The sequence below is a fragment of the Streptomyces sp. NBC_00631 genome (genome assembly GCF_045206895.1).
Taxonomy (GTDB): Bacteria; Actinomycetota; Actinomycetes; order Streptomycetales; family Streptomycetaceae; genus Streptomyces.
The window spans coordinates 5,090,995-5,115,642 of record NZ_CP107734.1; the positions used below are offsets into that span (position 1 = coordinate 5,090,995).

General features: G+C 72.2%; 22 protein-coding genes. 12 read left to right on the plus strand and 10 right to left on the minus strand.

Going from position 1 to position 24,648, the window contains the following annotated elements; translation table 11 throughout:
* Positions 1–24: 24 nt before the first annotated feature.
* A complete protein-coding gene (locus OHB00_RS23225; RefSeq protein ID WP_351702944.1) occupies positions 25–462 on the minus strand; it encodes a MarR family transcriptional regulator in 438 nt (145 codons plus the stop codon).
* A 153-nt stretch (positions 463–615) separates the two neighbouring features.
* On the opposite strand from OHB00_RS23225, the gene OHB00_RS23230 reads away from it, so the two are divergent.
* Entirely contained in the window at positions 616–810 is a 195-nt protein-coding gene (locus OHB00_RS23230) for a ribbon-helix-helix protein, CopG family (protein WP_383700907.1), read from the plus strand.
* Between the two features lie 9 nt (positions 811–819).
* On the opposite strand, the gene OHB00_RS23235 is transcribed toward OHB00_RS23230, so the two are convergent.
* Complete coding sequence (locus OHB00_RS23235; RefSeq protein ID WP_406437179.1) at positions 820–2,271, minus strand: NCS2 family permease; 1,452 nt, start codon at positions 2,269–2,271, stop codon at positions 820–822.
* 112 nt (positions 2,272–2,383) lie between these two features.
* Here OHB00_RS23235 and OHB00_RS23240 point away from each other — a divergent pair, with 112 nt between their 5' ends.
* Both OHB00_RS23240 and OHB00_RS23245 read left to right on the plus strand, forming a co-directional pair.
* Complete coding sequence (locus OHB00_RS23240) at positions 2,384–2,638, plus strand: DUF2530 domain-containing protein (RefSeq protein WP_406437181.1); 255 nt, start codon at positions 2,384–2,386, stop codon at positions 2,636–2,638.
* 424 nt (positions 2,639–3,062) lie between these two features.
* Positions 3,063–5,462, plus strand: coding sequence for an HAD-IC family P-type ATPase (locus OHB00_RS23245; RefSeq protein ID WP_406437183.1), 2,400 nt, complete (start codon positions 3,063–3,065; stop codon positions 5,460–5,462).
* 116 nt (positions 5,463–5,578) lie between these two features.
* Here the strand turns inward: OHB00_RS23245 and OHB00_RS23250 are convergent, their stop codons facing one another.
* The 3 genes from OHB00_RS23250 to OHB00_RS23260 form a co-directional block, all read right to left on the minus strand.
* Positions 5,579–6,364, minus strand: coding sequence for a hypothetical protein (locus OHB00_RS23250; protein WP_406437185.1), 786 nt, complete (start codon positions 6,362–6,364; stop codon positions 5,579–5,581).
* 182 nt (positions 6,365–6,546) lie between these two features.
* Positions 6,547–7,470 carry a hypothetical protein gene (locus tag OHB00_RS23255; protein WP_406437187.1) on the minus strand — a complete coding sequence of 308 codons (924 nt, stop codon included), beginning with the start codon at positions 7,468–7,470 and terminating at the stop codon, positions 6,547–6,549.
* 131 nt (positions 7,471–7,601) lie between these two features.
* Positions 7,602–10,718, minus strand: a complete 3,117-nt coding sequence (locus OHB00_RS23260; protein WP_406437189.1) for a sacsin N-terminal ATP-binding-like domain-containing protein — start codon at positions 10,716–10,718, stop codon at positions 7,602–7,604.
* A gap of 336 nt (positions 10,719–11,054) precedes the next feature.
* Between OHB00_RS23260 and OHB00_RS23265 the strand changes: the two genes are divergently transcribed.
* On the plus strand, positions 11,055–11,210 hold the full coding sequence (locus OHB00_RS23265) for a hypothetical protein (RefSeq protein WP_406437190.1): 156 nt from the start codon (positions 11,055–11,057) through the stop codon (positions 11,208–11,210).
* Between the two features lie 153 nt (positions 11,211–11,363).
* Here the strand turns inward: OHB00_RS23265 and OHB00_RS23270 are convergent, their stop codons facing one another.
* On the minus strand, positions 11,364–12,290 hold the full coding sequence (locus tag OHB00_RS23270) for a DUF3027 domain-containing protein (protein ID WP_406437192.1): 927 nt from the start codon (positions 12,288–12,290) through the stop codon (positions 11,364–11,366).
* 577 nt (positions 12,291–12,867) lie between these two features.
* Between OHB00_RS23270 and OHB00_RS23275 the strand changes: the two genes are divergently transcribed.
* The 4 genes from OHB00_RS23275 to OHB00_RS23290 all read left to right on the plus strand — a co-directional run bounded on the left by OHB00_RS23275 (position 12,868) and on the right by OHB00_RS23290 (position 16,382).
* A complete protein-coding gene (locus OHB00_RS23275) occupies positions 12,868–14,268 on the plus strand; it encodes an MFS transporter (protein ID WP_406437194.1) in 1,401 nt (466 codons plus the stop codon).
* 62 nt (positions 14,269–14,330) lie between these two features.
* Positions 14,331–14,804, plus strand: coding sequence for a DUF2771 domain-containing protein (locus tag OHB00_RS23280; RefSeq protein ID WP_406437196.1), 474 nt, complete (start codon positions 14,331–14,333; stop codon positions 14,802–14,804).
* Positions 14,774–15,541, plus strand: coding sequence for a futalosine hydrolase (locus tag OHB00_RS23285; RefSeq protein WP_406437198.1), 768 nt, complete (start codon positions 14,774–14,776; stop codon positions 15,539–15,541). The genes OHB00_RS23280 and OHB00_RS23285 overlap by 31 nt, the downstream gene beginning before the upstream one ends.
* Positions 15,528–16,382 carry a 1,4-dihydroxy-6-naphthoate synthase gene (locus OHB00_RS23290; RefSeq protein WP_406437200.1) on the plus strand — a complete coding sequence of 285 codons (855 nt, stop codon included), beginning with the start codon at positions 15,528–15,530 and terminating at the stop codon, positions 16,380–16,382. The genes OHB00_RS23285 and OHB00_RS23290 overlap by 14 nt, the downstream gene beginning before the upstream one ends.
* A 50-nt stretch (positions 16,383–16,432) precedes the next feature.
* Here OHB00_RS23290 and OHB00_RS23295 read toward each other — a convergent pair whose 3' ends face one another.
* Positions 16,433–16,816 carry a cold-shock protein gene (locus tag OHB00_RS23295; RefSeq protein ID WP_093501504.1) on the minus strand — a complete coding sequence of 128 codons (384 nt, stop codon included), beginning with the start codon at positions 16,814–16,816 and terminating at the stop codon, positions 16,433–16,435.
* A 188-nt stretch (positions 16,817–17,004) separates the two neighbouring features.
* On the opposite strand from OHB00_RS23295, the gene OHB00_RS23300 reads away from it, so the two are divergent.
* Positions 17,005–17,259, plus strand: a complete 255-nt coding sequence (locus OHB00_RS23300) for a hypothetical protein (protein ID WP_406437203.1) — start codon at positions 17,005–17,007, stop codon at positions 17,257–17,259.
* On the opposite strand, the gene OHB00_RS23305 is transcribed toward OHB00_RS23300, so the two are convergent.
* Complete coding sequence (locus tag OHB00_RS23305; RefSeq protein WP_406437205.1) at positions 17,232–17,861, minus strand: HAD family hydrolase; 630 nt, start codon at positions 17,859–17,861, stop codon at positions 17,232–17,234. The genes OHB00_RS23300 and OHB00_RS23305 overlap by 28 nt on opposite strands.
* Positions 17,862–18,332: 471 nt before the next feature.
* Complete coding sequence (locus tag OHB00_RS23310; protein ID WP_406437207.1) at positions 18,333–19,259, minus strand: hypothetical protein; 927 nt, start codon at positions 19,257–19,259, stop codon at positions 18,333–18,335.
* 190 nt (positions 19,260–19,449) lie between these two features.
* Here OHB00_RS23310 and OHB00_RS23315 point away from each other — a divergent pair, with 190 nt between their 5' ends.
* The 3 genes from OHB00_RS23315 (at position 19,450) to OHB00_RS23325 (ending at position 24,034) form a co-directional block, all read left to right on the plus strand.
* Positions 19,450–21,984: a helicase-associated domain-containing protein gene (locus tag OHB00_RS23315; RefSeq protein WP_406437209.1), complete on the plus strand. Its 2,535-nt coding sequence runs from the start codon at positions 19,450–19,452 to the stop codon at positions 21,982–21,984.
* 89 nt (positions 21,985–22,073) lie between these two features.
* Positions 22,074–23,717 carry a M6 family metalloprotease domain-containing protein gene (locus OHB00_RS23320; protein WP_406437211.1) on the plus strand — a complete coding sequence of 548 codons (1,644 nt, stop codon included), beginning with the start codon at positions 22,074–22,076 and terminating at the stop codon, positions 23,715–23,717.
* Between the two features lie 8 nt (positions 23,718–23,725).
* Positions 23,726–24,034 carry a hypothetical protein gene (locus OHB00_RS23325; protein ID WP_406437213.1) on the plus strand — a complete coding sequence of 103 codons (309 nt, stop codon included), beginning with the start codon at positions 23,726–23,728 and terminating at the stop codon, positions 24,032–24,034.
* Between the two features lie 42 nt (positions 24,035–24,076).
* Here OHB00_RS23325 and OHB00_RS23330 read toward each other — a convergent pair whose 3' ends face one another.
* Complete coding sequence (locus OHB00_RS23330; protein WP_406437215.1) at positions 24,077–24,622, minus strand: hypothetical protein; 546 nt, start codon at positions 24,620–24,622, stop codon at positions 24,077–24,079.
* Between the last annotated feature and the right edge of the window lie 26 nt (positions 24,623–24,648).

The window sequence follows — 24,648 nt, forward strand, 5'->3', positions numbered from 1 at the left end:
TTCGCCTCCTCCTTCTATCGGGTCTTACAGGTGTGCGAGCTTCTCCAGCACGGGGGCGGCGGCGCGGAGTTTCGCCCACTCGTCCTCGTCGAGGCCGTCGACCAGGCCGGCCAGGAACGCGTTGCGCTTGCGGCGGCTCTCTTCGAGCATCGCCTCGGCCTGTTCCGTCTTGGTGACGACCTTCTGGCGCCGGTCCTCGGGGTGCGGCTCCAGCCGGACCAGTCCCTTGGCCTCCAGCAGCGCCACGATGCGGGTCATCGAGGGCGGCTGGACGTGCTCCTTGCGGGCCAGCTCACCGGGGGTGGCCTGGCCGCAGTTGGAGAGGGTGCCCAGCACCGACATCTCGGTGGGGCTCAGTGACTCGTCGACCCGCTGGTGCTTGAGCCGTCGCGAGAGTCGCATCACGGCGGAGCGGAGTGAGTTCACGGCGGCCGCGTCGTCGCCATGGGTAAGGTCCGGCATGTTCTTTAGAGTAACTCATTACCCTTCCTAAAGACCACCCGGACACGCCGATATGCCCGTGACCTCGGCCACTGAACCCCATCCTCACCCTTATGGGTGAGCCGCATCCGGAAAGTGACGCATCGGGCGCGCGGATGTGGCGCCCTCGTATCCATGGGGACCAGTGTGCTCAGCCTGCGGATAGACAAGGAGCTGCTCGACCGGCTCCGGTGTCATGCGGCCAAAAGAGGAATGAGCGTCCAGGACTACGTGGTCCGGACGCTCATTCGAGACGACTTCGACGAGCGGTTCTCGGCCGCCGTCGAGGAGACGGAGAGGTTCTACGGCGACCAGGTCAAGGTCACCTGACCCCGGCGGTCAGGTGAGTCCCAGGGCCGGCATCAGGTAGTAGAAGGCGAACACCGCCGAGACCACGTACATCGCGACCGGGACGTCCTTGGCCCGGCCGACGGCCAGGCGCATCAGCACGAAGGTGATGAAGCCCATGCCGATGCCGTTCGTGATCGAGTAGGTGAACGGCATCATCACCATGGTCACGAAGGCCGGGATCGCCAGGGTGTAGTCGGCCCAGTCGATCTCCTTGATCGACCCGGCCAGGATCAGGAAGCCGACCGCGAACAGCGCCGGGGTGGCCGCCTGCGACGGGACCATCGTGGCGACGGGGGTGAGGAACAGCGCCACGGCGAACAGGCCGCCCGTGACGACGTTGGCGAAGCCGGTGCGGGCACCCTCGCCGACGCCGGCCGTCGACTCGACGAAGCAGGTGGTGGCGGAGGACGAGCTGGCACCGCCGACCGCGACCGCGACACCGTCGATGAAGAGGACCTTGTTGATGCCCGGCATGTAGCCCTGGGCGTCGGTCAGCTTGGCCTCGTCGCTGACGCCCATGATCGTGCCCATGGCGTCGAAGAAGCAGGACAGCAGGACCGTGAAGACGAAGAGGATGCCGGTCAGCACGCCGACCTTGCCGAAGCCGCCGAAGAGGCTGACCTTGCCGAGCAGGCCGAAGTCCGGGCTGGAGACCGGGTTGCCGGGCCACGTCGGGACGGTCAGGCCCCAGGTGGTCACATGCGCGACGGCGTTGATGATCAGCGCGAGCACCGTCATCGTGACGATCGAGATCAGGATCGCGCCGGAGACCTTGCGGACGATCAGCGCGAGGGTGAGCAGCACGCCGAGCACGAAGACGAGCACCGGCCAGCCGTTGAGGTGACCGTCGGCGCCGAGCTGGAGCGGGACGGTGGTCTGGGCGGCGTCCGGGATGCGGGTGACGAAGCCGGAGTCCACCAGACCGATCAGCATGATGAACAGGCCGATACCGATCGAGATCGCCTTGCGCAGGCTGTAGGGCACGGCGTTCATCACGCGCTCGCGCAGACCGCTGGCGACCAGCAGCATCACCACGATGCCGGCCAGCACCACCATGCCCATGGCGTCCGGCCAGGACATCCGGGGGGCCAGCTGGAGCGCGACGACGGAGTTCACGCCGAGGCCGGCGGCGAGCGCGATCGGGACGTTGCCGATGACGCCCATGAGCAGCGTCGTGAAGGCCGCGGTGATGACCGTGGCGGTGACCAGCTGACCGTGGTCGAGCTGGTGACCGTACATGTCCTTCGCGCTGCCGAGGATGATCGGGTTCAGCACGATGATGTACGCCATCGCGAAGAACGTGGCGAAGCCGCCGCGCACCTCGCGGGCCAGGGTGCTGCCCCGCTCGGAGATCTTGAAGTAACGATCCAGCGCGCCGTACGCGGGGGTCGCACCCGGCTGTTCGGGGGCGGGGGCCTGAGTGGAAGCCGGGGTCGACATTGGAGGTTCCTACGATCAGAAGTGGTCAAACACAAACGGTTTCAGTATGAACGTATGATGTCCGGATCGCTATCTCCGCGCGTAGACCGAGTGAGTGCGTAAGCTGAGCGTCATGGCGAAGTGGACACCCCGGCACGAGGCACCGGCGCCCCTTGAGGGCCCTGTCGTCCCGACGATCATCGGCGGCACGATCATCTGGTTCGTCCTCTTCGTGGTCCAGCTCCCCTTCTACGGCTGGTACTCCGACCACGGCCACACCTGGTGGATCTGGACCTGCCTGGCCGGCGGCGGCCTGGGCCTGATCGGCGTCTACTACGTGAAACGCCGGGACGCGGCGATCAAGGCGCACCGCGCGACGGCCGAGTAGGGCACCTCCGCGAGGCCGGCCAGAAGCGCCCCCTCCTCACGACATCGGCCTGAACGGCCTCGCCCTCAACCGCCGGACGGGCTGAAGGGGACGCGAGCCCGCCCTTCGCCCTCGGATGCCGGACCGGGTAAAGGGGTGCGGCACGGCCTTCGCGCTCGGACACCGGACGGGCTGAAGGGGATACGGCCCTGCCCTTCGCCCTCGGATGCCGGGCAGGGTGGAGGGGGGTGCGGATCAGGCTTTGCTCGTGGTTGCCGGGCGGGCTTCGTGCCTTCGGCGTGACTTTTCGGCTCGCCGAGTCGGGTGGGTGGGTGGGCAAAGGGTCCCGGCGTCTACAACCAGCGCACGAGTTCGGTCCTCCCCTGGTCGGATCTTCCGGGCACTCGGCAGGTGAACGCGCAAATCCGCACGTACCGTCGAATGCATGCAGCACATCGACGCGGGCGCCGAGCTCGACCCCGTGCACCCCGTACCGCTGCCGGCGCCGGTCCGCGCGACCGGCCTGACGGCCGCCGAGGTCGCGGAGCGGGTCAGACGCGGCGAGGTGAACGACGTACCGGTACGCAGCAGCCGCTCCCTCGGCGAGATCGTGCGCGCGAACGTCTTCACCCGGTTCAACGCGATCATCGGTGTGCTGTGGCTGGTCATGCTGTTCGTGGCGCCGATCCAGGACAGCCTGTTCGGCTTCGTGATCCTCGCCAACACGGGCATCGGCATCGTGCAGGAGTGGCGGGCCAAGAAGACCCTGGACTCGCTCGCGGTGATCGGCGAGGCACGGCCGACGGTGCGCCGGGACGGGGCCGCCGTCGAAGTGAGCACGACTGAGATCGTGCTCGGTGATCTGATGGAGATCGGCCCGGGCGACAAGGTCGTCGTGGACGGGGTGTGCGCCGAGGCCGACGGGCTGGAGATCGACGAGTCGCTGCTCACCGGCGAGGCCGACCCGGTCGTCAAACGCCCCGGCGACCAGGTGATGTCGGGCTCCTTCGTGGTGGCCGGCGGTGGCGCCTTCGCGGCGACCAAGGTCGGCCGGGCGGCCTACGCCGCCCAGCTCGCCGAGGAGGCCTCCCGCTTCACGCTGGTCCACTCCGAACTGCGCACCGGCATCTCGACCATCCTCAAGTACGTGACCTGGATGATGGTCCCGGCCGCGATCGGCCTGGTCGCCACCCAGCTGGTCGTGAAGAACAACGGCATCAAGGACGCGGTCGCCCGCACGGTCGGCGGCATCGTCCCGATGGTCCCCGAGGGCCTGGTCCTGCTCACCTCCGTAGCCTTCGCGATCGGCGTGATCCGGTTGGGCCGCCGGCAGTGCCTGGTCCAGGAACTCCCCGCGATCGAGGGCCTCGCCCGCATCGACACCGTCTGCCTCGACAAGACCGGCACCCTCACCGAGGGCGGCATGGACGTCACCGAGCTGCGGGCGCTGGACGGTGCCGACGAGACGCACATACGCAAGGTGCTGGGCTCGCTCGGCGAGTCCGACCCGCGTCCCAACGCCTCCCTCCAGGCGATCATCGACGCCTACCCGGACAGCGAGGACTGGCGGTGCGTGGAGTCGCTGCCCTTCTCCTCCGCCCGCAAGTACAGCGGGGCGACCTTCAGCGAGGGCGACGGGGAGCTGAGCACCTGGCTGCTGGGGGCCCCGGACGTGCTCCTCGGCGCCGACGACCCGGCGCTGGCCGAAACCGTACGCCTCAACGAGCAGGGCCTGCGGGTGCTGCTGCTCGCCCGCGCCGGCCGGGACCTCGACGACCCGGAGGTGGTGCGGGGCGCGGACGCCACCGCGCTGGTGGTCCTGGAGCAACGGCTCCGCCCGGACGCCGCCGACACCCTGCGCTACTTCGCCGACCAGGACGTCCGCGCGAAGGTCATCTCCGGCGACAACGCGGTGTCCGTCGGTGCCGTGGCCGCGAAACTCGGCCTCAGCGGTACGACGGTGGACGCGCGCCGGCTGCCCGCCGAGCCGGCCGGGATGGCCGAGGCCCTCGACTCCGGCACCGTCTTCGGACGGGTCACCCCGCAGCAGAAGCGGGACATGGTGGGGGCGCTGCAGTCCCGTGGGCACACGGTCGCGATGACCGGCGACGGCGTGAACGACGTACTCGCGCTGAAGGACGCCGACATCGGGGTCTCGATGGGATCGGGCTCGGAGGCGACGAGGGCCGTCGCCCAGATCGTCCTGCTCGACAACAGCTTCGCCACGCTGCCCTCGGTGGTGGCCGAGGGGCGGCGGGTGATCGGCAACATCACCCGGGTCGCCACCCTGTTCCTGGTCAAGACGGTGTACTCGGTGCTGCTCGCGGTGCTGGTGGTCTGCTGGCGGGTCGAATACCCCTTCCTGCCCAGGCACTTGACCCTGCTGTCCACCCTGACCATCGGCATCCCCGCCTTCTTCCTCGCCCTGGCGCCGAACAAGGAACGGGCACAGCCGCACTTCGTCCGCCGGGTGATGCGGTACTCGATCCCCGGCGGCGTGGTGGCCGGTGTGGCGACCTTCGTGACGTATCTGATCGCCCGGCACTACTACACGGGGACCGGGTCCCTGGACGCCGAGACCAGTGCCGCGACCCTGACCCTGTTCCTGATCTCGCTGTGGGTGCTGGCGATCATCGCCCGCCCGTACACGTGGTGGCGTGTCGCCCTGGTGGCCGCGATGGGCGTGGCCTTCGTGTTCGTCCTCGCCGTACCCGCGCTGCAGAGCTTCTTCGCGTTGAAGCTGGTGGGGGTGGCGATGCCGTGGACCGCCGTCGGCGTGGCCGTGGTGGGGTCGGCTGTGCTGGAGCTTCTGTGGAAGTGGGTGGAGCGGAAGTACCCGGTGTGATGCGGTTTGCGGAGGACCGCGCGGGCCCGGTGGGGGCTGGTCGCGCCCACGCGGCGGCAGCCGCATGTCGAACCAGCCCCGCGCCCCTTACGGGGCGCTGCCCCTAAGGGCTCTTCCTACTGCACGTCGACGTAGTCGCCCGTGGCGTTGACCGCCGAGGTCGTCGAGGTGCCGGCGAAGGAGTAGCGGTAGTAGCCGTCGGACGTCGCGGTGGTCGTCGTCTTCAGGGCGCCCGTGGAGGACGACTTGATGGTCTTCAGCGTGGTGTAGGTGCTGGAGCCCTTCTTGCGGAACTGGAGCTTCACCGACTGGCTGCCGTAGGCGCCGTACTTGTGGGTGTCCCAGTTGGCGCGGGTCAGGGAGCCGGTGACCGTGACGGTCTTGCCCTTCTTGACCGGCTCGGGGGTGGCGTTGACCGTCAGCTTCGTGGCGCGCAGGATCTTGGTGGTGCCCAGGCCGCCGACCCACTTGACGTGGCTGTCCTTGTCGGCGGCGATGCCGCCGAGGGTCCAGGAGCCCGCCTCCGAGTTGTCCAGGTCCCAGTCCCCGTTGACCGTGAAGACGAGGGTGGCCTTGCAGTTGAGAACGGTCGAGGACGCGGCGGTGCAGGTGCCCTCGTCGTCGGTGGCGAAGAGGTCGCTCGGCGACGTCACGGAGCTGCCGCGGTAGAGGACCGGGCCGGTGGCGAAGTCGCTCGCGGGCAGGCTCGCCGGGTGCGTCACGGTGTACGTGACCGAGAAGGAGGTCTTGGCCGTACCGACGACCAAGTTGCTGCCCTTGTTGACCTTCATGTTCGAGAAGGTGACGTCCGGCGTGCTGCCGGCGGCGTGCGCGGCCGGGGCGACGAACGCGGAGAGGGCCAGGGCGCCGGAGACGGCGGCCACAGTGGCACGAATGCGCATGGATTCCCCAGGTGGAGAACAGTGGGCACGAGGCCCAAGTGATCTAGGGAGTCTGTTGACTCGGGTGATCAGATCCACAAGGGGTGAGCAGGGTTGTACGGGAGAGACGTAATCCGGCCAGATTTTGTTTCCTTTGCGACCGGATTACGTCTCCTTGGGGATCGCTGATCCCGCGCGGCCCGCTACTTCACGTCGACGTAGTCACCCGTCGCGTTGACCGCCGGGGTCGTGGACGTGCCGACGAAGGAGAAGCGGTAGTAGCCGTCCACCGTCGCCTTGGTCGTGGTCTTCAGCGTGCCGGTCGAGGACGTCTTGATGCCCTTGACGTTGGTGTAGGTGCTGGTGCCCTTCTTGCGGAACTGCAGCCGCACGGACTGGTTGGTGTAGCCGTGGTACTTGTTGTCCTCCCAGTTGGCCCGGGACAGCTTGCCGGTGACCGTGACGGTCTTGCCCTTCTTGACCGGCTCGGGGGCGGCGTTGACCGTCAGCTTCGACAGGCGCTGGACCTGGGTGCTGCCGAGGGCGCCCTGGTCGGCGTACCCGACCTTGGTGATGTCGAAGTCGCTGCTGGTCGGGTCCTGGCCGTTGTAGGCGACGGCCAGGGCACCGGCGTGCCAGAGACCGGCGTCGGAGTTGAACAGTTCCCCGTCGCCCGGGTAGACGTCGATGTTCCCCTTGCAGCTGGCGGTGGTCGCCGAGGTGGCCGTGCACTTCGCCGGGTCGTCACCGATCAGGAAGTTGGCCGGGTCGGTGTAGGAGCCCTTGTAGATGTAGGCGCCGGAGAAGAAGTCGGCGGCGGTGATGTCCACGTCGGCGCCGTGCGTCAGCGTGTAGGTGACCGACGTCGCGACGTGGGCGGTGGTACCGACCTTGACCGCCTTGGCGATCTTGACGTTGGAGAAGGTGACGTCCATGGCGTACGGAGCGTCGTCGTCCGCGGTGGCGGCGGTGTAAGCGGTCCTGCCCGACGCCGGGTGAGCGGCCGCGAAGAGCTTCGCCGCGTCGGCACCGAAGGACGAGCCGCCGGAGGCCTGTGCGGCCGGTACGGCGAGAGCAGAGAGGGCCAGGGCGCCGGAGACGGCGGCCACGGTGGCGCGTATACGCATGCGTTCCCCTGCATGGAAGTGATCGGGGAGTCTGGATGACTCCCCCGATCAGACCCCCACCGGAGAACAAAGGTTGTACGCGATTTGAAAGTTGTGTGCTGAACCTGCCTCAGGCCCTTGCGCATCGCGGCTCAGTCGAACCAGCGGTCCCGTGCCAGTTCCTCCGTCCGGGACGGGTCCTCCAGGAGGGCCGCCACCTCGAAGCGGCGCGGCCACTGGCCCGCCGCCCAGGCCAGCCCGGCCGCCACGCCCTCCAGGGTCGCGGCGTGCAGGACGCCGTCGCCGGTGAGGCGCCAGTCGATCTCGACACCGTCGACCACCAGTTCCTCGTGCTCGACGTACGTCCGCGGGGTGCGCGGGCCGAGCAGGACGTGCACCGGCTCGGGGACGTCGTGCTCCATGCCCTGCGAGTCGACCGAACCCGTCACCGACTCGCTCAGCCGCCGCACCTGGAACAGCTCGGCCAGCTCGGCGGCCCGGGACGGCCGTACGGGGAGCAGGGGAATGCCGGAAGTGAAGGGCAGGAGGTCGGGCGAGTCGACGACCACGGCGTCCGCCGCGTCCACGACCTCCACCCGGCCGTCGGTCACCGCCCGCACCTCGTCGGGGAGCGTCACCTGCTCGGGGTCCAGATCCGCCAGCGCGCCGTACAGCGCGTGCAGCTGGGCGCCGGTGACCAGGCGGTCCGGGTCGGCGAGGCGGTCGAGGAGCTCGGCGGCACCGCCCGGCTCGTCCAGGAGGGCGGCCACCGAGGTCCGTACGCCCAGCGCCCGCAGCACCTGCTCGTCCTCGAAACCGGTCGCGTCGGCCTCCTCGTAGAGGCCGCGCAGCAGCGGGTCGCCGCCGGAGGCCAGCAGGCCGGCGGGGCGGCGGCCGTCGAGGACCGGGTGGCCGCGCAGCCACCACGCGGTGTACGGCCGTACCACCTCGTGCGTGCCGTCGGGCAGCAGGATGCGGACCGGCTGGGTGAGGGCGTCGCGCAGCGGCGGTCGGGCGAGCAGGGCGAGGGCCTCGGGCCAGTGGTCCTCGTCGACGAGGTCGAGGTCGCGGACGGCGACCAGCTCGGTGGCGACCGGGGGGACGGGGGTCTCCGGGAAACGGTCGAGGATGTCCTCGCACCAGACGTCCACGGCGTCCAGCAGGCCCGCGTCGTCGGGTTCGGCGAAGTCGCCCTCGCGGGGCTCCAGTTCGTCCGGGTCCAGGACGACGTCGGTGGCGCGGACGAGCGCGAAGTTCGCGAGGACCCCGCAGGCGGCGAGTGGACCCTCGCCCCACTTCTCGGCCAACTCGGCGTCCACCGCCGCAAGTTCACCCTCCCTGATGACCCGGGCGAACGGGCTGCCCGGGAAGACCAGTTCGCCGGCCGGGGCCAGCTCACCGTCCTCGTCCGGGAGGGCCAGCGCGCCCAGCCAGGGCTCGTCACCGGGCTCCAGCCCGGCGTCCCGGACCAGCGCGAGCACGGTGTCCGCCAACTCCTCGGCGTCCGGGGCGTCTTCCTCCCAGAGCGCACCCCCCTCGTCGTCGAGCGAGGCGGCCACGGCGGCCCGTACCTGCGGGGTGGTCAGGACCGCGCGCGGCGAGGCCGGCAGGGCACCGAGCTTCTCCAGGAGCGGGTGGGCGGCGTCCTGGTGGGCGACCTTGAGGCCGAGCCGGGCGAGCACCTCCGGGCCGATGGCGGTCGCGTCGGGGGTGGGGAGCAGAACCTGCCGGGGGCCGATCGTGGTCCGGCCGTCCGCCAAGGGCACCGGCAGGCCGGAGAGCCGGTCCGGGTCGACGCCCGCGAGGCTGTCGTAGAGCCGCCACCACCAGTCCGGGTCCTTCTCCAGACCGGCCAGGCGGTCGACGGCGTCGGCGAGCGGCAACCGGGCGACGGAGAGGGTACGCAGCTCGACGCGGCGTTCCAGGCCGGCGGGCAGAAGTGTCGGCAGCACCTCGGCGAGGACCCGGACGGTCTCCGCACCGGCCCCCTCCACGATCTCTGCGTCGCGCGGCCGCAGCGCCTCCGGAAGGTCGGAGTCCTCGATCTCGACGGCGGGCGGCAGGAACGCGGTGCGCGGCAGCCGCTCCAGGATCGCCTGGCGCAGCGCGCCGTCCAGCTCGCCCTTGCCGAGCGGACCGGGCACCAGGTGGATGATCCCCTCCCCCACCGGCCGCCAGTCGGCGAGGAGTTCGGTGTACGCGTCGGCCGCGCGCTGCACCAGGAAGTCGGTGAGCGGGCCGGGGGCGGCGTGCCGGCGGGTGGTGTCGAGCGGGAAGGAGGCGATGAGCAGGGCGGGCACGCCGAGCGGCTCGTCGCTGGGGGTGGGGGCGTGTACGACGGCGGCGGTGCGCGGCCGGTCGGGGGCGCCCTGGCCGTCCGTGGGCACGGCCCAGGTCAGCGACCAGTGCGGCCGCAACCGCTCCTCGACCGGCCGGCCGGCGAGCAGGTCGGGGGTGAGCGGGCCGTGCGCGGAGACCGTACGCCAGCGGGTCGTGCCCTCCCGGGAGTCCTCCACGACGGTGAGCGCGCCGTCGGCGCTTCGGCGCAGGGTGCGGGTGTCGTCGGCCGTCTCGACCACGACCTCCTCAAGACCCGGCAGGGCGAGGAGCAGGGCGTCGTCGAGGGCGCCGAGGAGGCGCTCGGCGAGATCGGCGGCGGCGGTGTCCCTGAGCGGCAGGATCACGACGGTGTCGTACGGGTCCGGGGCGGTGCCCTCGGCGGCGAACGGGAGCCTGAGCAGGGGGACATGGCCGTCCCGCCGACGGATCTCGTCCCCCAGCCCCGGGCTGTGCCGGGCGGTCTCCTCGGCCAGTTCCCGGGCCTCGGCGAGGGCCCAGCGGACCCCGCCGTGCCGCCCCACGACCGCCGGCTCGTCGGTGACGGCCAGCACGGCGGCGAACCCGACACCGAACCGCCCCACCGCCCCCTCGCTGTCCCCCCGCTTCGCGGAGGCGCGCAGGGTGGAGAGGGACTCGACGCCGGCGGCGTCCAGCGGGGCGCCGGTGTTGGCGGCGAACAGGACGCCGTCGCGGAGGGTGAGACGGAGCCGTCCGGGGACACCGGCCCGTGCCGCCGCGTCGGCCGCGTTCTGGGCGAGCTCCACGACGAGCCGGTCCCGGTAGCCGCCGAGGACCAGGTCCTCCTCGGCGTTGGCGTCCTCCCGGAAGCGGGCGGGGCTGGTGGCCCAGGCGTCGAGGACACCGCGGCGCAGGCGGGCGGTGCCGAAGGGGTCGGCGCCCTCGGCGGCGGGCCGCACGAACTTGCTCACGTTCACTCTCCTCATCGGCGTGAGGAGAAGGTACCGCGCGCCGGGCGCCCGCCTGTCCGCCCACCCGCCCGCCCAGCCGACCCACCCGCCCACACGCCCACACGCCCACACGCCCACACGCCCAGGAATCGAACGCCCTGGGCCCCGCACCCGCCCAGCAGCGCCTTGCTGATTGTCGGCCCGGGCGGCCCTGCCGTACCTTGGCGCCCAGAATCGGGCTCTGTCCGCCATGGTGCCCGTCGCGAGCGTCACCGTCGCGCCGTACATGATCACCCTCTACGCCCTCACCGAACGCCTCGCCCCACCGGAGCGGGCCACCGCCGCGATGACCGCCCTGTGCGCGGGCGGTCCCTGGGTACGGCCGCCGGTCAGGCCCAGGCCGGGAGCCTCGCCGAGAGCCACGGGACCGAGGGCGGCCTGCTGGTGGCCCTCGGGGCGGCGGCCGGTGCGTTCCTGCTGGCGGCCGGGGTCAGCACTCTGAGGCGTACGTGACGAAGGCGGGCCAGGTGGCGGGGCCGACGGAGGAGAACCGCCGAGGTCACGGCGCAATTCGCCAACCCCGTCCGCCACTTCGGCGTGCAGCTGCCCCGCACGCCACGCGGGGCCCGCCTCGCGCGGCTGCCGGGGCTGAAAGCCACCCGTCGGCTACGAGTGCCCCAGTTCCGCCGACGCCTCGTCCTCCGTCGCCGGTACCGAACCGGAGTCGGGGGCGGGCCGCAGGGGGAAGGGGTCGACTCTGGTCTCGTCGATGACCGGTGGGGCCGGCTGGGGCGTCTTCGGCATGACCGCGGCCTCCGAGTGGCCGCCGCAGCCGTAGGAGAGGGAGACGACCCGGCCGTCGGCCGGGGAGAACTCGTTGGCGCAGACGCCGAAGGCCTGGCCGAGGGAACCGCCGATGGGGGTGAGGAAGCCGCAGCTCACGCAGGTCGCGGGGGCCGCCTGCGCCATGGGGGTCTTGGCGCCGAACGACTCCTCCCAGCGGTCCGCGGCGATGTGCAGGCCGTAGCGGGACAGCACCCGGGCACGGCGCATGCCGAGTTCCTCGGCGATCGAGGCGATCGTGCCGCGGGAGGGGACCGTCGGCAGGTGCGCGGGCGTGCCCGCGGTGACCTCGGCGTCCTCCGCCTCCGCCAGCTCCTCCATCTCCTCCGAGATCGGGGAGCTCGGCTCCGGCTCGTCCTCGCCGGTGTAGCCGGGCTCCAGGCGGAGGTCCTCCGCCTCGGTGGGCAGCAGGTCGCCGGGGCCCATGTCGCCGGGGCGCAGCCGCTCGCTCCACGGCACCCACTCGGGGGCGAGGAGGGCGTCGGGGCCGGGGAGCAGGACCACCTCGTCCAGGGTGACGACCTTGGCGCGGGAGGCGCGGGCCACCGTCACCGCCCAGCGCCAGCCGCGGTACCCCAGTTCCTTGCACTCGAAGAAGTGCGTGACCACGCGATCGCCCTCGGCCACCGCGCCGGCGTGCTCGCCGACCACCCCCGGGGCGGCTGCCTCCTCGGCGGCTCCACGGGCGAGGTCGACGGCCTCGGCGCACAGACGGTCAGGGGTGCGGCTTCGCGTTGTCGCTGCGCTCACAGGTATCGCTTCTCTCCTACGCCGTCTCACGAGTGCGGTTGCCTCCGGCGGTGGGGCGGACGGAGCGGACCTGTGGGCCGCATCGACGTCCGCGTCCGATCGCGCTCGGGCGCACCTATGCCATCCATTCTGCTTTATGGCTGAGATAGGCACGCTACCTCGTCGCCGGTGGTGGGGGACAGTCCGGCGTGCGCGCGGGGCGGGGTAGAGCCGACGTGGGTGGAGCGAGGGCCGGTTCTGAGGCGGGGCAGGGGTGTGTTCCGGGGTGGTGACGGTTGCGGGGCGGGTGCGGGTGGGTGGGGGCTGATCGCGCCCACGCCGCGGAGCCGCACATCGATACAGCCCCGCGCCCCTTACACAGCGCTTCACAGCCACCCAGCTGCGGGCAGGCGTGCCTCACGGCGGCACGGGTGGGCGCCGGGGGACCCCCAGGCCGAAGGCCGGGGGAGGCACCTGGCAAGCGCCGGTAAGCGTCCCCACCCCCGGCCCCAGCCCCGGCCCCAGCCCCACGGGCCCCCACGACTCGCTTGGTCACAAAGTGCACTAGGAACAGCACTCTCAGGGCACTATGAAGCACGTGGCAACCGCGAGGTCACCCCAACGCGCCGTCGGGGTCGGTAGCGGTGCGGGCCGGGTGCGCGGTGCCGTCCGCTCGGTCGGCCGTGCCCTGCACCTCCCGGTGACCGGTACCGCCCGCGGCATCCGCAAGGCCACCCACGCGCACGGCGCCGGCGAGTCCGGGCTGGGGAAACTGATCGAACTGCACGCGGTAAACGGCGCGGGGGACGTGATGATCACCGTCGCGCTCGCCTCGACCGTGTTCTTCTCCGTGCCCACCGACGAGGCCCGCGGCCGCGTCGCGCTCTACCTCGCCATCACCATGGCGCCCTTCACCGTCCTCGCCCCCGTCATCGGCCCCCTCCTCGACCGCCTCCCGCACGGCCGCCGGGCCGCGATGGCCGGCGCCATGCTCGCCCGGGCGCTGCTCGCGCTGATCATCTCGGGCGCGGTGGCCAGCGGCAGCCTGGAGCTGTATCCGGCCGCGCTCGGGGTGCTGGTCGCGTCGAAGGCGTACGGCGTGGTGCGCAGCGCCGTCGTGCCCAGACTCCTGCCGCCCCGGTTCTCACTGGTGAAGGCCAACTCCCGGGTCACCCTCGCCGGTCTGCTCGCCACCGGCATCGCCGCCCCGATCGGGGCCGGACTGCACGCCGTCGGCGACCCCTGGCCGCTCTACGGCGCCTTCGTGATCTTCGTAGCGGGAACCTTTCTCTCCTTCTCCCTCCCGCCCAAGGTCGACTCGGCCAAGGGCGAGGACGTGGCGCTGCTCGCCGCCGACGAGGAGCACCTGCACGGGCCGTACCGCAAGGGGACGAAACGGCCGGGGCTGCGCACGGTGGGGCCCGCCGTCACCCACGCCCTCGGCGCCAACGCCGCCCTGCGCTGCCTCTCCGGCTTCCTGATCTTCTTCCTGGCGTTCCTGCTCCGCGAGCACCCGCTGACCGGCGAGAGCGCGGCGGTGTCGCTCGGGATAGTCGGGGTGTCGGCGGGCGTCGGCAACGCGCTCGGTACGGCGGTGGGGGCATGGCTGCGCTCCCGGGCGCCGGAGATCATCATCGTGACGGTGGTGGCCGTGGTGCTGGGCACGGCGATCGTCGCGGCGCTGTTCTTCGGCGCCTTCCTGGTGGCGGTGCTGGCGGCGGTGGCCGGTTTCGGGCAGGCGCTGGCCAAGCTGTCCCTGGACGCGCTGATCCAGCGGGACGTCCCGGAGACGGTGCGCAGCTCGGCGTTCGCGCGCTCGGAGACGCTGCTGCAGATGGCCTGGGTGTTCGGCGGCGCGGTGGGCATCGTGATGCCGCTGAACGGCACCCTGGGCCTGGTGGTGGCCGCCTCGATCGTGGCGGCCGGCTGGCTGGCCACCCTGCGCGGTCTGCTCAGCTCCGCCCGGCACGGCACCCACCCCCGACCGCGAGTGGCGTAACGAACCGGGCACGCCGTACCCCACATGGGGAGACGGCCCGGAGCGCCCGATAGCCTTCGGCCATGACCACGCTGCAATCCCGCTCGCGACGCCGCCGCGTCGTCGCCGCCGCCGGCGCCGTTTCCGCCGGACTGCTCGTCCTGTCGGCCTGTGACAAGCCGACGCCCATCGCCACGATCACCGTCGGCACGAACTCGGTCAACTCCGAGGCCACCTGCTACAACGACGGCAAGGCCCTGGACACGGCCTCCCTCACGAAGTGCCTGAAGGACACCGGGATCAAGTCCATCAAGGTGGACCCGGACGACACGGTCCGCTTCGGCGTCGATCCGAAGATCGCGGACAACGGCTGGACGATCCTGATGAACGGTCAGGCGCTCACGGACTCCAGCACCAAGACCTACCGCACCATCCCGGGCAGCGTGTTCTTCAACGCCCAGTACGGCGCCTCCGGCAACTCGACCCTGGTCTCCATCAAGGAGGGCGACAAGTCGGTGCTGGGCCTGTGGTCCTTCAAGCTCAAGAAGGACGCCTGACGGCCACAGGAGCGACCACGTCCGCCGCGCGCGTCCTCGTAGCCACCGCGGTCCCCGCCGAACGGGACGCGGTGGCCCGGGCGTTCACCGACGTCCCGACGGAGGTACGGCTGCCGGCCGCGACGCTGCTGCGCACCGCCGGGGGGTACGACCTTCTAGCCGCCGGGGTCGGACCGGCCCTGGCCGCCGCCGGCACCGCGACCGCCCTCACCGCCGCCGCCCTCGACGGCCGCCCCTACACGCTGGTCGTCTCCGCCGGGATCGCCGGCGGTTTCCAGCCGGAGGCCCCCGTCGGCTCCCTGGTCGTCGCCGACGAGATCACCGCGGCCGACCTGGGCGCCGAGACGGCCGACGGGTTCCTGCCGGTCACCGAACTGGGCTTCGGGACCGTCAGCCACCGTCCACCGAGTTCACTCGTACGAGTGCTAACTCAGGCCACCGGAGCTCGCCCCGGAGCGGTACTGACCGTCTCCACGGTGACCGGAACCGCCGCCCGCGCGACGGAACTGCGGACCCGGCACCCGCGCGCCCTCGCCGAGGCCATGGAGGGCTTCGGCGTCGCCGAGGCGGCCGCCGCCCACGGCGTGCCCGTGCTGGAGCTGCGCGCCGTCTCCAACCCCGTCGGCCCCCGCGACCGTGCCGCCTGGCGCATCGGCGACGCCCTGACCGCGCTGACCGAGGCGTTCGGGAAGCTCACGCCCGTCCTGGAGAGTTGGAATCCACATGACCACCGCTGACTCGTTGCGCATCGCGTACTCGCCCTGCCCGAACGACACCTTCGTCTTCGACGCCCTCGCCCACGGCCGGATCCCGGGCGCGCCCGCGCTCGACGTGACCTTCGCGGACATCGACATCACCAACGGCATGGCCGAGCGCGGCGAGTCGGACGCGCTGAAGGTGTCGTACGCCGTGCTGCCGTACGTCCTCGACGAGTACGCGCTGCTGCCCTGCGGGGGCGCGCTGGGCCGGGGCTGCGGGCCACTGGTGCTGACCCGGGAGGCGGGGGCGGACCTCACCGGCCGTACCGTGGCCGTGCCGAGCGAGAAGTCGACGGCGTACCTGCTGTTCCGCCTCTGGGCGGCGGACACGCTGGCGGACGGCGGGGTGGGCGAGATCGTCGTCATGCCGTTCCACGAGATCATGCCGGCCGTGCGGGACGGGAAGGTCGACGCGGGGCTCGTGATCCACGAGGCGCGCTTCACGTACCAGAACTACGGCCTGCACAAGCTCGCGGACATGGGCGAGCACTGGGAGACCACGACGGGCCTGCCGATCCCGCTGGGCGCGATCATCGCCAAGCGGTCGCTGGGCGCCGAGACGCTCACCCGCCTCGCCGGCTCGATCCGTACGTCCGTCCACGCGGCCTGGGACGATCCCGAGGTCTCCCGGCCCTATGTGATGGCACACGCCCAGGAGATGGACCCGGCCGTCGCCGACCAGCACATCGGGCTCTATGTCAACGAGTTCACCTCGGAACTCGGCGAGGACGGTTACGCGGCGGTCCGCGGACTGCTCACCCGCGCGGCGGCCGAGGGACTCGTACCGCCCCTCGGCCCGCACGCACTCGATTTCCCGTGAAAAACTCACGGGACTTACCCACTTCCGAGAGGCATATGCCTCTAACCCGACTACACGTCCAGCTGGTCCGCGACCGCGCGCAGCAGCCCGGCGATCTTCGCGCCGGCGGCCTTGTCCGGGTAACGGCCGCGCTCCAGCATCGGCGTGATGTTTTCGAGCAGGGTCGTCAGGTCCTGCACGATCGAGGCCAGCTCGTCCGGCTTCTTGCGCTGGGCCGCGGCGACCGACGGGGTGGGGTCCAGCAGGACCACGGAGAGTGCCTGGTCACCGCGTTGACCGGCGACGACGCCGAACTCCACGCGCTGGCCCGGCTTGAGTGCGTCGACCCCGTCGGGGAGAACCGAGGAATGGACGAAGACGTCACCGCCGTCGTCGCGGGAGAGAAAGCCGAAGCCCTTCTCACTGTTGAACCACTTGACCTTGCCGGTAGGCACGTCTGTCCTCGTCCTCGTATCTCGTCGGAAACTGCTCGGGAAACTTCTGAATGCAACAGCTCTGGAACGGCTCTTGATAGCACTCGGGCGGGTCGACCATGACCCGCCGGTACCAAGGCTAATGGTCTTCGGGCGCGTGACAAGACGTCGCCCGGTTGTTCCTTCGGGCAGGGAACTACCCTGGTCGAGTGCGTGACAAAACCCAAGCGAATTCCGCCGGGCCCGGCGACCGACTGATCCGTGCCGGAGCCGTGGTCTTCTTCATCGGTGCGGTGGCCACACTCGTCACCGTGATACCGCTGTTCCTCGGCGCGAAGCCTTTTCCGACGTACATGTACCTGCTGAGCATGCTCATGGGCGTCGGCTTCCTGGTCGCGGCCGCCGGAGTACTCCAGTCGGTCGCGGCCGGCCGCCGTCAGGCGCGGGAGGCGTCCTCCCGGTAGCCGGCCAGCCACGCGGGCAGCTCGGTGAGGTCGGCGAGCACCACGTCGGCGCCGGCCGCGCGCAGCTCCTCGGCAGCGCAGGGCCCGGTGGCCACCGCCACCGACAGGGCTCCCGCCTTGCGTGCCCCGCGTACGTCTCCGACGTGGTCGCCGACGTACGCGCCCGCGGCGTGCTCGCGCAGCGCCACCGCCTTCTGCTCGGCCCACAGGTCGCCGACGACGGCGTCCGGGACCATGCCGAGGTGGCCGAGGTGCAGCTTCGCATTGGGCTCGTACTTCGCGGTGACCACCACGCTCTTCCCGCCGGCGTCCCGCACGGCCGCGATCGCCTCCCGCGCACCTGGCATGGCGGGAGTCGCCGCGATGGCGATCTCCGGGTACATCGCCCGGTACAGATCACTCACCTCCGCGATCCGCTCGGCCGGAAACCAGTTCACCAGCTCCTCGGCGAGCGGCGGCCCCAGCCGGGTGATCGCCAGATCGGCGTCGATGTACGTCCCGGTCCGCTCGGCCAGCGCCAGATACGTGGCGTGGATACCGGGACGCGAGTCGATGAGCGTCATGTCGAGATCGAAGCCGACGGTGAGGGGGCGCGGAGTCATGTGGGCCATTGTGCAGGGTGGGGGCAACCGTGAGCGGGGGGTGGGGTCGGGGGTGGGAACGCTCGGGTGGATGGGGGCTGAGGTCGGGGGTGGGGACGCTTACCGGCGCTTGCCGGGTGCCGCCGCGCCCACCCGTGCCGCCCCAGCGGCACGACTGCCCGCGGCTGAGGAACTGCGCGGCTGCCCGCGGCTGAGGAACTGCGCAACTGCCCGCGGCTGAGGAACTGCGCGGCTGCACGCGGCTGGAGAGCTGCGCGGCTGCACGCGGCTGTGTACCTGCGCGACTGCCCGCGGCTGAGGAGCTGGGACGTTGCCCGTGGCTGTACGAGACACGGCTGGGCAGCGTGCCCCAAAGGGGCGCGGGGCTGTATCGATGTGCGGCTCTGCCGCGTGGGCGCGACCAGCCCCCCACGCACCCGCACCCGCCCGGCGACCGACCGCCCCACCCCCTACCGCGCCCGGCCCGCCCCCCTACCGCGTCCTCTGTGACCGCCACACCACATAAACGGCCGAGGCCAGCGCAGCGCCCCGTACCACCCACGGCCAGGTCTCCCCCACCGCACCGCTCATCTGGCCCTGGGCGATCGGCGCGCCCCACCGCCCCGCGCTGCGGCCCCACAGCCAGACCAGCCCGGCCGCGACGGACAGCCCCGGTACCCACATCACCGCCAGCTTCGTCTCCGTCGGGGTGAGTCGCCGGGAGCCGTAGGCGATGGCCCAGCCGAGGACGAGCGCGAACCAGTTGCCGAGGACCGCGCCCACCACGAGTGCGCCGGCGGCGAGCAGGAGGAGGGGGTTGCTCCAGCCGGTGGCAGGGCGGGGCACGACGCGGAGCCGACGTCGTCCGGGCGGCGCGGCCTCCTCCACCACAGGGGCCACCGCCTCCACCGGCTCGGCCGGCTCGTCCTCCGGCTCCGCCTTCCGCAGCCGCGGCCTGCTCAGCAGCTCGGGAATCTCCACCCCGCCGACGAACCCCGGCACCTCGTCCCCGTCCCCGAACGGGCTGCTGCCCACCCGCCACCAGTCGGTGGGCGGGCCCGAATCGTCCGGCTCGGCGGGCCGGGGCCGCGGCACGACCCGGCGCAGGTCCTCGGCCGGTACCGCGGGCCCCGCGTCCCGCTGGGCGGGGACCCCGGGCGGCGGCTTGCGCGGGCCGGCCGCGCCGCCCGCCGTACCGCCCGCCGCCTCGACGACCTCGTCGGGCGTGCCCAGCCGGTCCAGGATGCGCCGTACCGCGGCGGGGCTGTCGACGGTCGACTTCGCCCGGTGCCGGTCGATCTCGTTGCGCAGCCCGGAGACCAGCCGCATCCGCTCGGCCGACGACAACTGGCGCTGGTGCGCGATGTCCCCGACGCGGCTCAGATACTCGTAGACGACCTGGTCGCTTTCGATACCCACGAAGTCCCCTCCGGGGCCGGTGCGTTGCGTTGGATACCCCCGTCGGAACGACGGTAGCGCAGGCCACGGCTCAGGTCGGCCGGCACTCCCGCCGACAGCGGGTCTCGGCGCACGGCCGGTCGCGCAGGAAGGCGGCGGTGACGGGACAGGTGATCCCGCTGTCCACCCCCTACCCGCTACCGTGGGTCGGATGAGCAACCCGGCCACCCCGCCGCGTTCCCTCGCGGAGGCGCTTCGCGCCAGGGACGACGCATCCCTGGCCGTACTGCTGCGTGCCCGCCCCGACCTCATCACCCCCGTTCCCACCGACCTCACCCAGCTGGCCACCCGGGCCGGCACCCGCGCCTCGGTGCTGCGTGCCCTGGAACGCCTGGACCGCTTCGCCCTGCAGACCGCGGAGGCGCTGGCGGTGGCCGGCGACCCGGCGCCGTACCAGGAGCTGCTGGGTCTGATGGCCGGTGACGGCGGGGACCCGGCCGTCGCCGGGGCGCTGCCGCGTGCCGTCACCGCGCTCCGGGACCAGGCGCTGGTGTGGGGTGACGACGACCGGCTGCGGCTGGTGCGGACCGCGCGCGAGGTGCTCGCCCCGTCCCCGCAGCACCCGTCGCCGACCGGGCTGGGCCCGACCGTGCGGGAGGCCACCTCGGGGATGTCGCCGGGCCGGATCCAGGAGATCGTGGCCACCGCCGGACTGCCCTCGACGCACGACTCGGTGTCCGCGGTGGACGCGCTCACCAAGCTGTTCGGCCACCGGAGGAAGATGGCGAAGCTGCTCGCCGCCGCGCCCGCCGAGTCCCGCGAGGTCCTCACCCGGCTGCTCTGGGGGCCGCCGTACGGCCAGATCACCCCCGAACCGGCCGCTCACCTGCGCTGGCTCCTGGACCGCGGGCTGCTGCTGCCGACCGCGCCCGGCACCGTGGTCCTGCCCCGCGAGGTCGCCCTGCATCTGCGCGAGGGCCGGGCGCACCGCGAACCGCAGCCCGCGCCGCCCGCCGTCGAGCCGGCCGCCGCGCACCGTCCACAGGTTGTGGACGCGACCGCGGCCGGGCAGGCGTACACCGCCCTCGCGACCGTCGAGGAGCTGCTGAAGGACTGGGACGAGGGCGGTCCTGCGGTGCTGCGGGCCGGCGGTCTCAGCGTCCGGGACCTCAAGCGGACGGCCGTCGCCCTGGACGTGTCCGAGCCGATCGCCGCGTTCTGGGTCGAGCTGGCGTACGCGGCCGGGCTGCTCGCCTCCGACGGCGAGGCCGACGAACGCTACGCGGCCACCCCCGCCTACGACGAGTGGCTGGACCGCCCGCCCGCCGAGCGCTGGGCCCAGCTGGCGGAGGCCTGGCTGACCGCGACCCGCACCGCCGGCCTGGTCGGCGGCCGGGACGCCAAGGAACGCGCCCTGTCGGCGCTCGGCCCCGGCTTGGACCGCTCCGCCGCGCCCGAGGTACGGCACCGGGTGCTGACCCTGCTCGCCGGGCTCCCGGAGGGCACCGCCCCGGCCGCCGACTCGGTGCTGGCCCGGCTGCGCTGGGAACGCCCGCTGCGCGGTCCCCAGCAGCAGGACGACCTGCGCGGCCGGCTGGCCCGCTGGACCCTGTCGGAGGCCGAGCTGCTGGGCGTGACGGGACGCGGCGCGCTGTCGGCCCACGGCCGCGCGCTTCTCGGCGCACCGCCCGCGCCCGCGTCCCCCGCCGCGGCCGAGTCCGCCGGCCCCGGCGACAAGCTCCCCGTGCACCACCACCATCCCGCCCCCGCCCCCACTCCTGCTCCCCTGTCGCCGCCCGAACAGGCCGTCGCCGCCGCGGCCGCCGGCCGGCTGCTCGCCCCGCTCCTCCCCGAGCCCCTCGACCACGTGCTGCTCCAGGCCGACCTGACGGCGGTCGCCCCGGGCCCGCTGCGCCGCCCGCTCGCCGACGCGCTGGGCGTCCTCGCCGACGTCGAGTCCAAGGGCGGCGCCACGGTCTACCGCTTCACGCCCGCCTCCGTCCGCCGCGCCCTGGACGCCGGTCAGACCGCCGCCGACCTGCACGCCTTCCTCGTCGGCCACTCACGCACCCCGGTCCCGCAGCCGCTCAGCTACCTGATCGACGACGTGGCCCGCAGGCACGGCCATCTGCGGGTGGGCGCGGCCTCGGCATACGTCCGCTGCGACGACGACACCGTCCTGAACGAGATCATGGCCGACAAGCGGGCGTCGGGTCTGCGCCTGCGCCGGCTGGCCCCTACGGTGCTCGCCACTCAGGCCGACCCGGCCGCCCTCCTGGAAGGCCTGCGTGCGATGGGCTTCGCGCCCGCCGCCGAGTCCGCCGAGGGCGATGTCCTGATCACCCGCGCCCACGCCCACCGCACCCCGCCGCGCACGGCCCCCGAGCCGGTCCCGGACGGCCCGCCGTCACCGGACTCCACCCTCCTGGCGGCGGCGATCCGCGCGATCCGCGCCGGCGACCTCGCCGCCACCACCCCGCGCAAGTCCACCGGCACCCCCGTCAAGGGCGGCGAACTCCCCCGCACCAGCCCCGCCGAGACCCTCGCCACCATGCAGGCCGCCGTCCTCACCGGCGACACCGTCTGGATCGGCTACGTCAACGCCGAGGGCACCGCCACCCAGCGGGTCATCGCCCCGATCCGCGTCGAGGGCGGCTTCGTCACGGCGTACGACCACACGGCCGACGAGGTCCGCACCTATCCCCTGCACCGCGTGACCGGCGTGGCCGAACTCGCGGACGAGTAGCGGGCAGGGTGATCGTCTTGCAGGCGTCGTACATGCGTGCGTCACTGGCGTAGAAACAACCAATAAACCCCCCTGTGGGAGGATTTGGCATGGTTGACGCTTGCACTTCACGGCCTTCCTCGGTCGCGGTCTGGTCGGAGTTCTGCGCCATCGCACCCAGCCCTGAGCTTCGCGACAGGATGCTCCAGGAACTGGAGCGGGTCCGCGGCGAATCGGACGTGGCGGGTCTCTTCCGGCTCGGTGGCAACCCCCGCAAGTTCGGCTACGGCGACGCCGTCCATATGCCGCCCGAGGCGTTCGCCCCGGGAACCTCGCTCGAAGCCATCCGCGCCGCGTCCGCCGCCCGTACCCCGCTGACCGGCGCGATACGGGTCGTCGTCGTCCTGGCCGACTTCGCGGACAAGCCGATGACCGCGGACAACGAGCACTTCGAGAAGCTGTTCTTCTCCGTCGGTGAACTCCCGCACGGCAGCGTCCGGGACTACTACCGCGAGGTGACGCACGGCCTGGTGGACATCGTCGGCGAGGTCATCGGCCCGGTCCGGATGCCGCAGAAGCTCTCCTGGTACGCCAACGACAACTTCGGCATCGGCCGCCCGAGCGGGGAGGCCCGCGCGCAGATCCTGGCCCGGGACGCCGCCGTCGGAGCCGACCCCCTCGTCAACTACGCCCCGTACGACAACGACGGCAACGGCTTCGTGGACGCCTTCATCGTCGTGCACGCCGGTCCCGGCGGCGAGGCCACCGGTCACCGGGGGGACATCTGGTCGCACAAGTTCGTCCTGCCGAACGCCTACCCCGCCGACGGCGCCCAGATCTACGGCTACCTCACCATTCCCGAGGACGCCAAGATCGGGGTCTGCGCCCACGAGCTGGGCCACCTGCTGTTCGGCTTCCCCGACCTGTACGACGTCGACGGCTCGTCGGAGGGCGTCGGCAACTGGTGCCTGATGGGCGCCGGTTCGTGGGGCGGCGGCGGTGACATACCGACGCATCCCTCGGCTTGGTGCAAGGTCCAGCAGGGCTGGGCCAAGGCCGTCGACATCACGGTCAACGGGAAACTGTCCATCCCCGACATCAAGCACGGCTTCGAGGCGTACCGGCTGTGGACCGACGGCCGGCCCGGCAGGGAGTACTTCCTGCTGGAGAACCGCCAGCAATCGGGGTACGACGCCTCACTGCCCGCCCCGGGCCTGAACATCTGGCACGTCGACATGAGCCAGCCCGACAACACGAACGAGAACCACTACATGGTGGGCCTGGTCCAGGCGGACGACCGGCAGGACCTGGAGTCGGCGAAGAACCGCGGCGACGCCGGCGACACCTACCCCGGGAGCACGGGCAACAGCTCGTTCACTCCGTCGAGCAGGCCCAGTTCCCAGTCCTACGCCGGCACTCCGACCGGTGTGTCCGTCACGGAGATCTCGGCACCCGCCGCCACGATGACCGCCACGGTGTCGCTCTCGTCCGCGGCCGGCGTGCGCGCGCCCGCCCCTGCCCTGGCCTCGGCCAAGCGGGAGGCGGAGACGCCCGGCCTGGTCCGGACGATCCATGACCTCCAGGACCGGCTCGCCGCCCTGGAGCAGGCCGTCGTGCCCTGGGCCGGCGCCGAGGCGTACCTGGAGCAGACCGCGCGGCACGACCAGCGGAGTACGGCGCCCGCTCCGGAGCCGCTCCTCAAGGCCGGCGACGGGTACCGCGGGCACCGCCACGAGGGTCCGCCCCAGCGGTGACCGCCGGCATGGTGCAGGTGGTCGAGAACCGCACGGATCTGACCGCGCGGCTGGTCAGGACCGGGCCCCATCCGCGGCTGGCGGGCTGGGACCTCGCGGAGGTGGACGTGGTCGGCGCCGAGCCGGTGACCGGATACGCCGACCTGTTGTCGGGCAACGTCGGACAGCGCCTGCTGCTCGCCGTGCCCAGCCCGCTCCTGGCGGACGTGGCGGCGGGGTCCGTCCTGCGCGTCCGGGCCAGACTGGCCGCCCCGGGCGAGGCGATGGCCGAGAAGAACCCCGCACCGGGCACCTTCGCCGTCGAACCTCCGAGCTGAGGCGGTGCCGTCGCTGAGGGGGCCGGTCTTCCACCGGCCCTCTCAGCAGTCCCGTACCGGCGCATCGGCGGGCAGGCCGAAGTGGGTGCGGGCCGCGGTCCGCAGTCCCGCGGAGGACATCTCCCCGTCGAGGCGGGACACCGCAGAGCGGCTGAAGTGGTTCCCCTCCCACTCGCCGTAGCCCTCGCCGTCCGGCGGCTGCTGCGCGGAGACGACCCGGAAGCCGCCGTTCGCCGGATCCCGCTCCAGCCGCATCACCTGGGGTGTCTGCGAGCCGCCGCACAGCACCAGGGCGCCCGCGTGCTCGCCGTACTCCTCGCACAGGGTGTTGACGCCGGCCCGCACCCGGTCCCCGCTCTCCTCCAGGTCCAGCGCCTCCGCCCGGCAGAACCACCGTGACCTGAGCTGGGGCTCGCTCTCCCCGGCCCCGGTCCCGGCGGACTGCGCCACCAGCCGTGCCTCGATCGCGGGACGCACCTGCGCCCACAGCCCGGCGTCCACGGCGCTCGACCCGCGCGCCCACACCCCGGCCGCCACCAGCACCACCACGGCCCCCGCGCCGGGTCCCCAGATGCGTACGGACGTCACCCGAACCTCCCCACCGAGCCACGCTC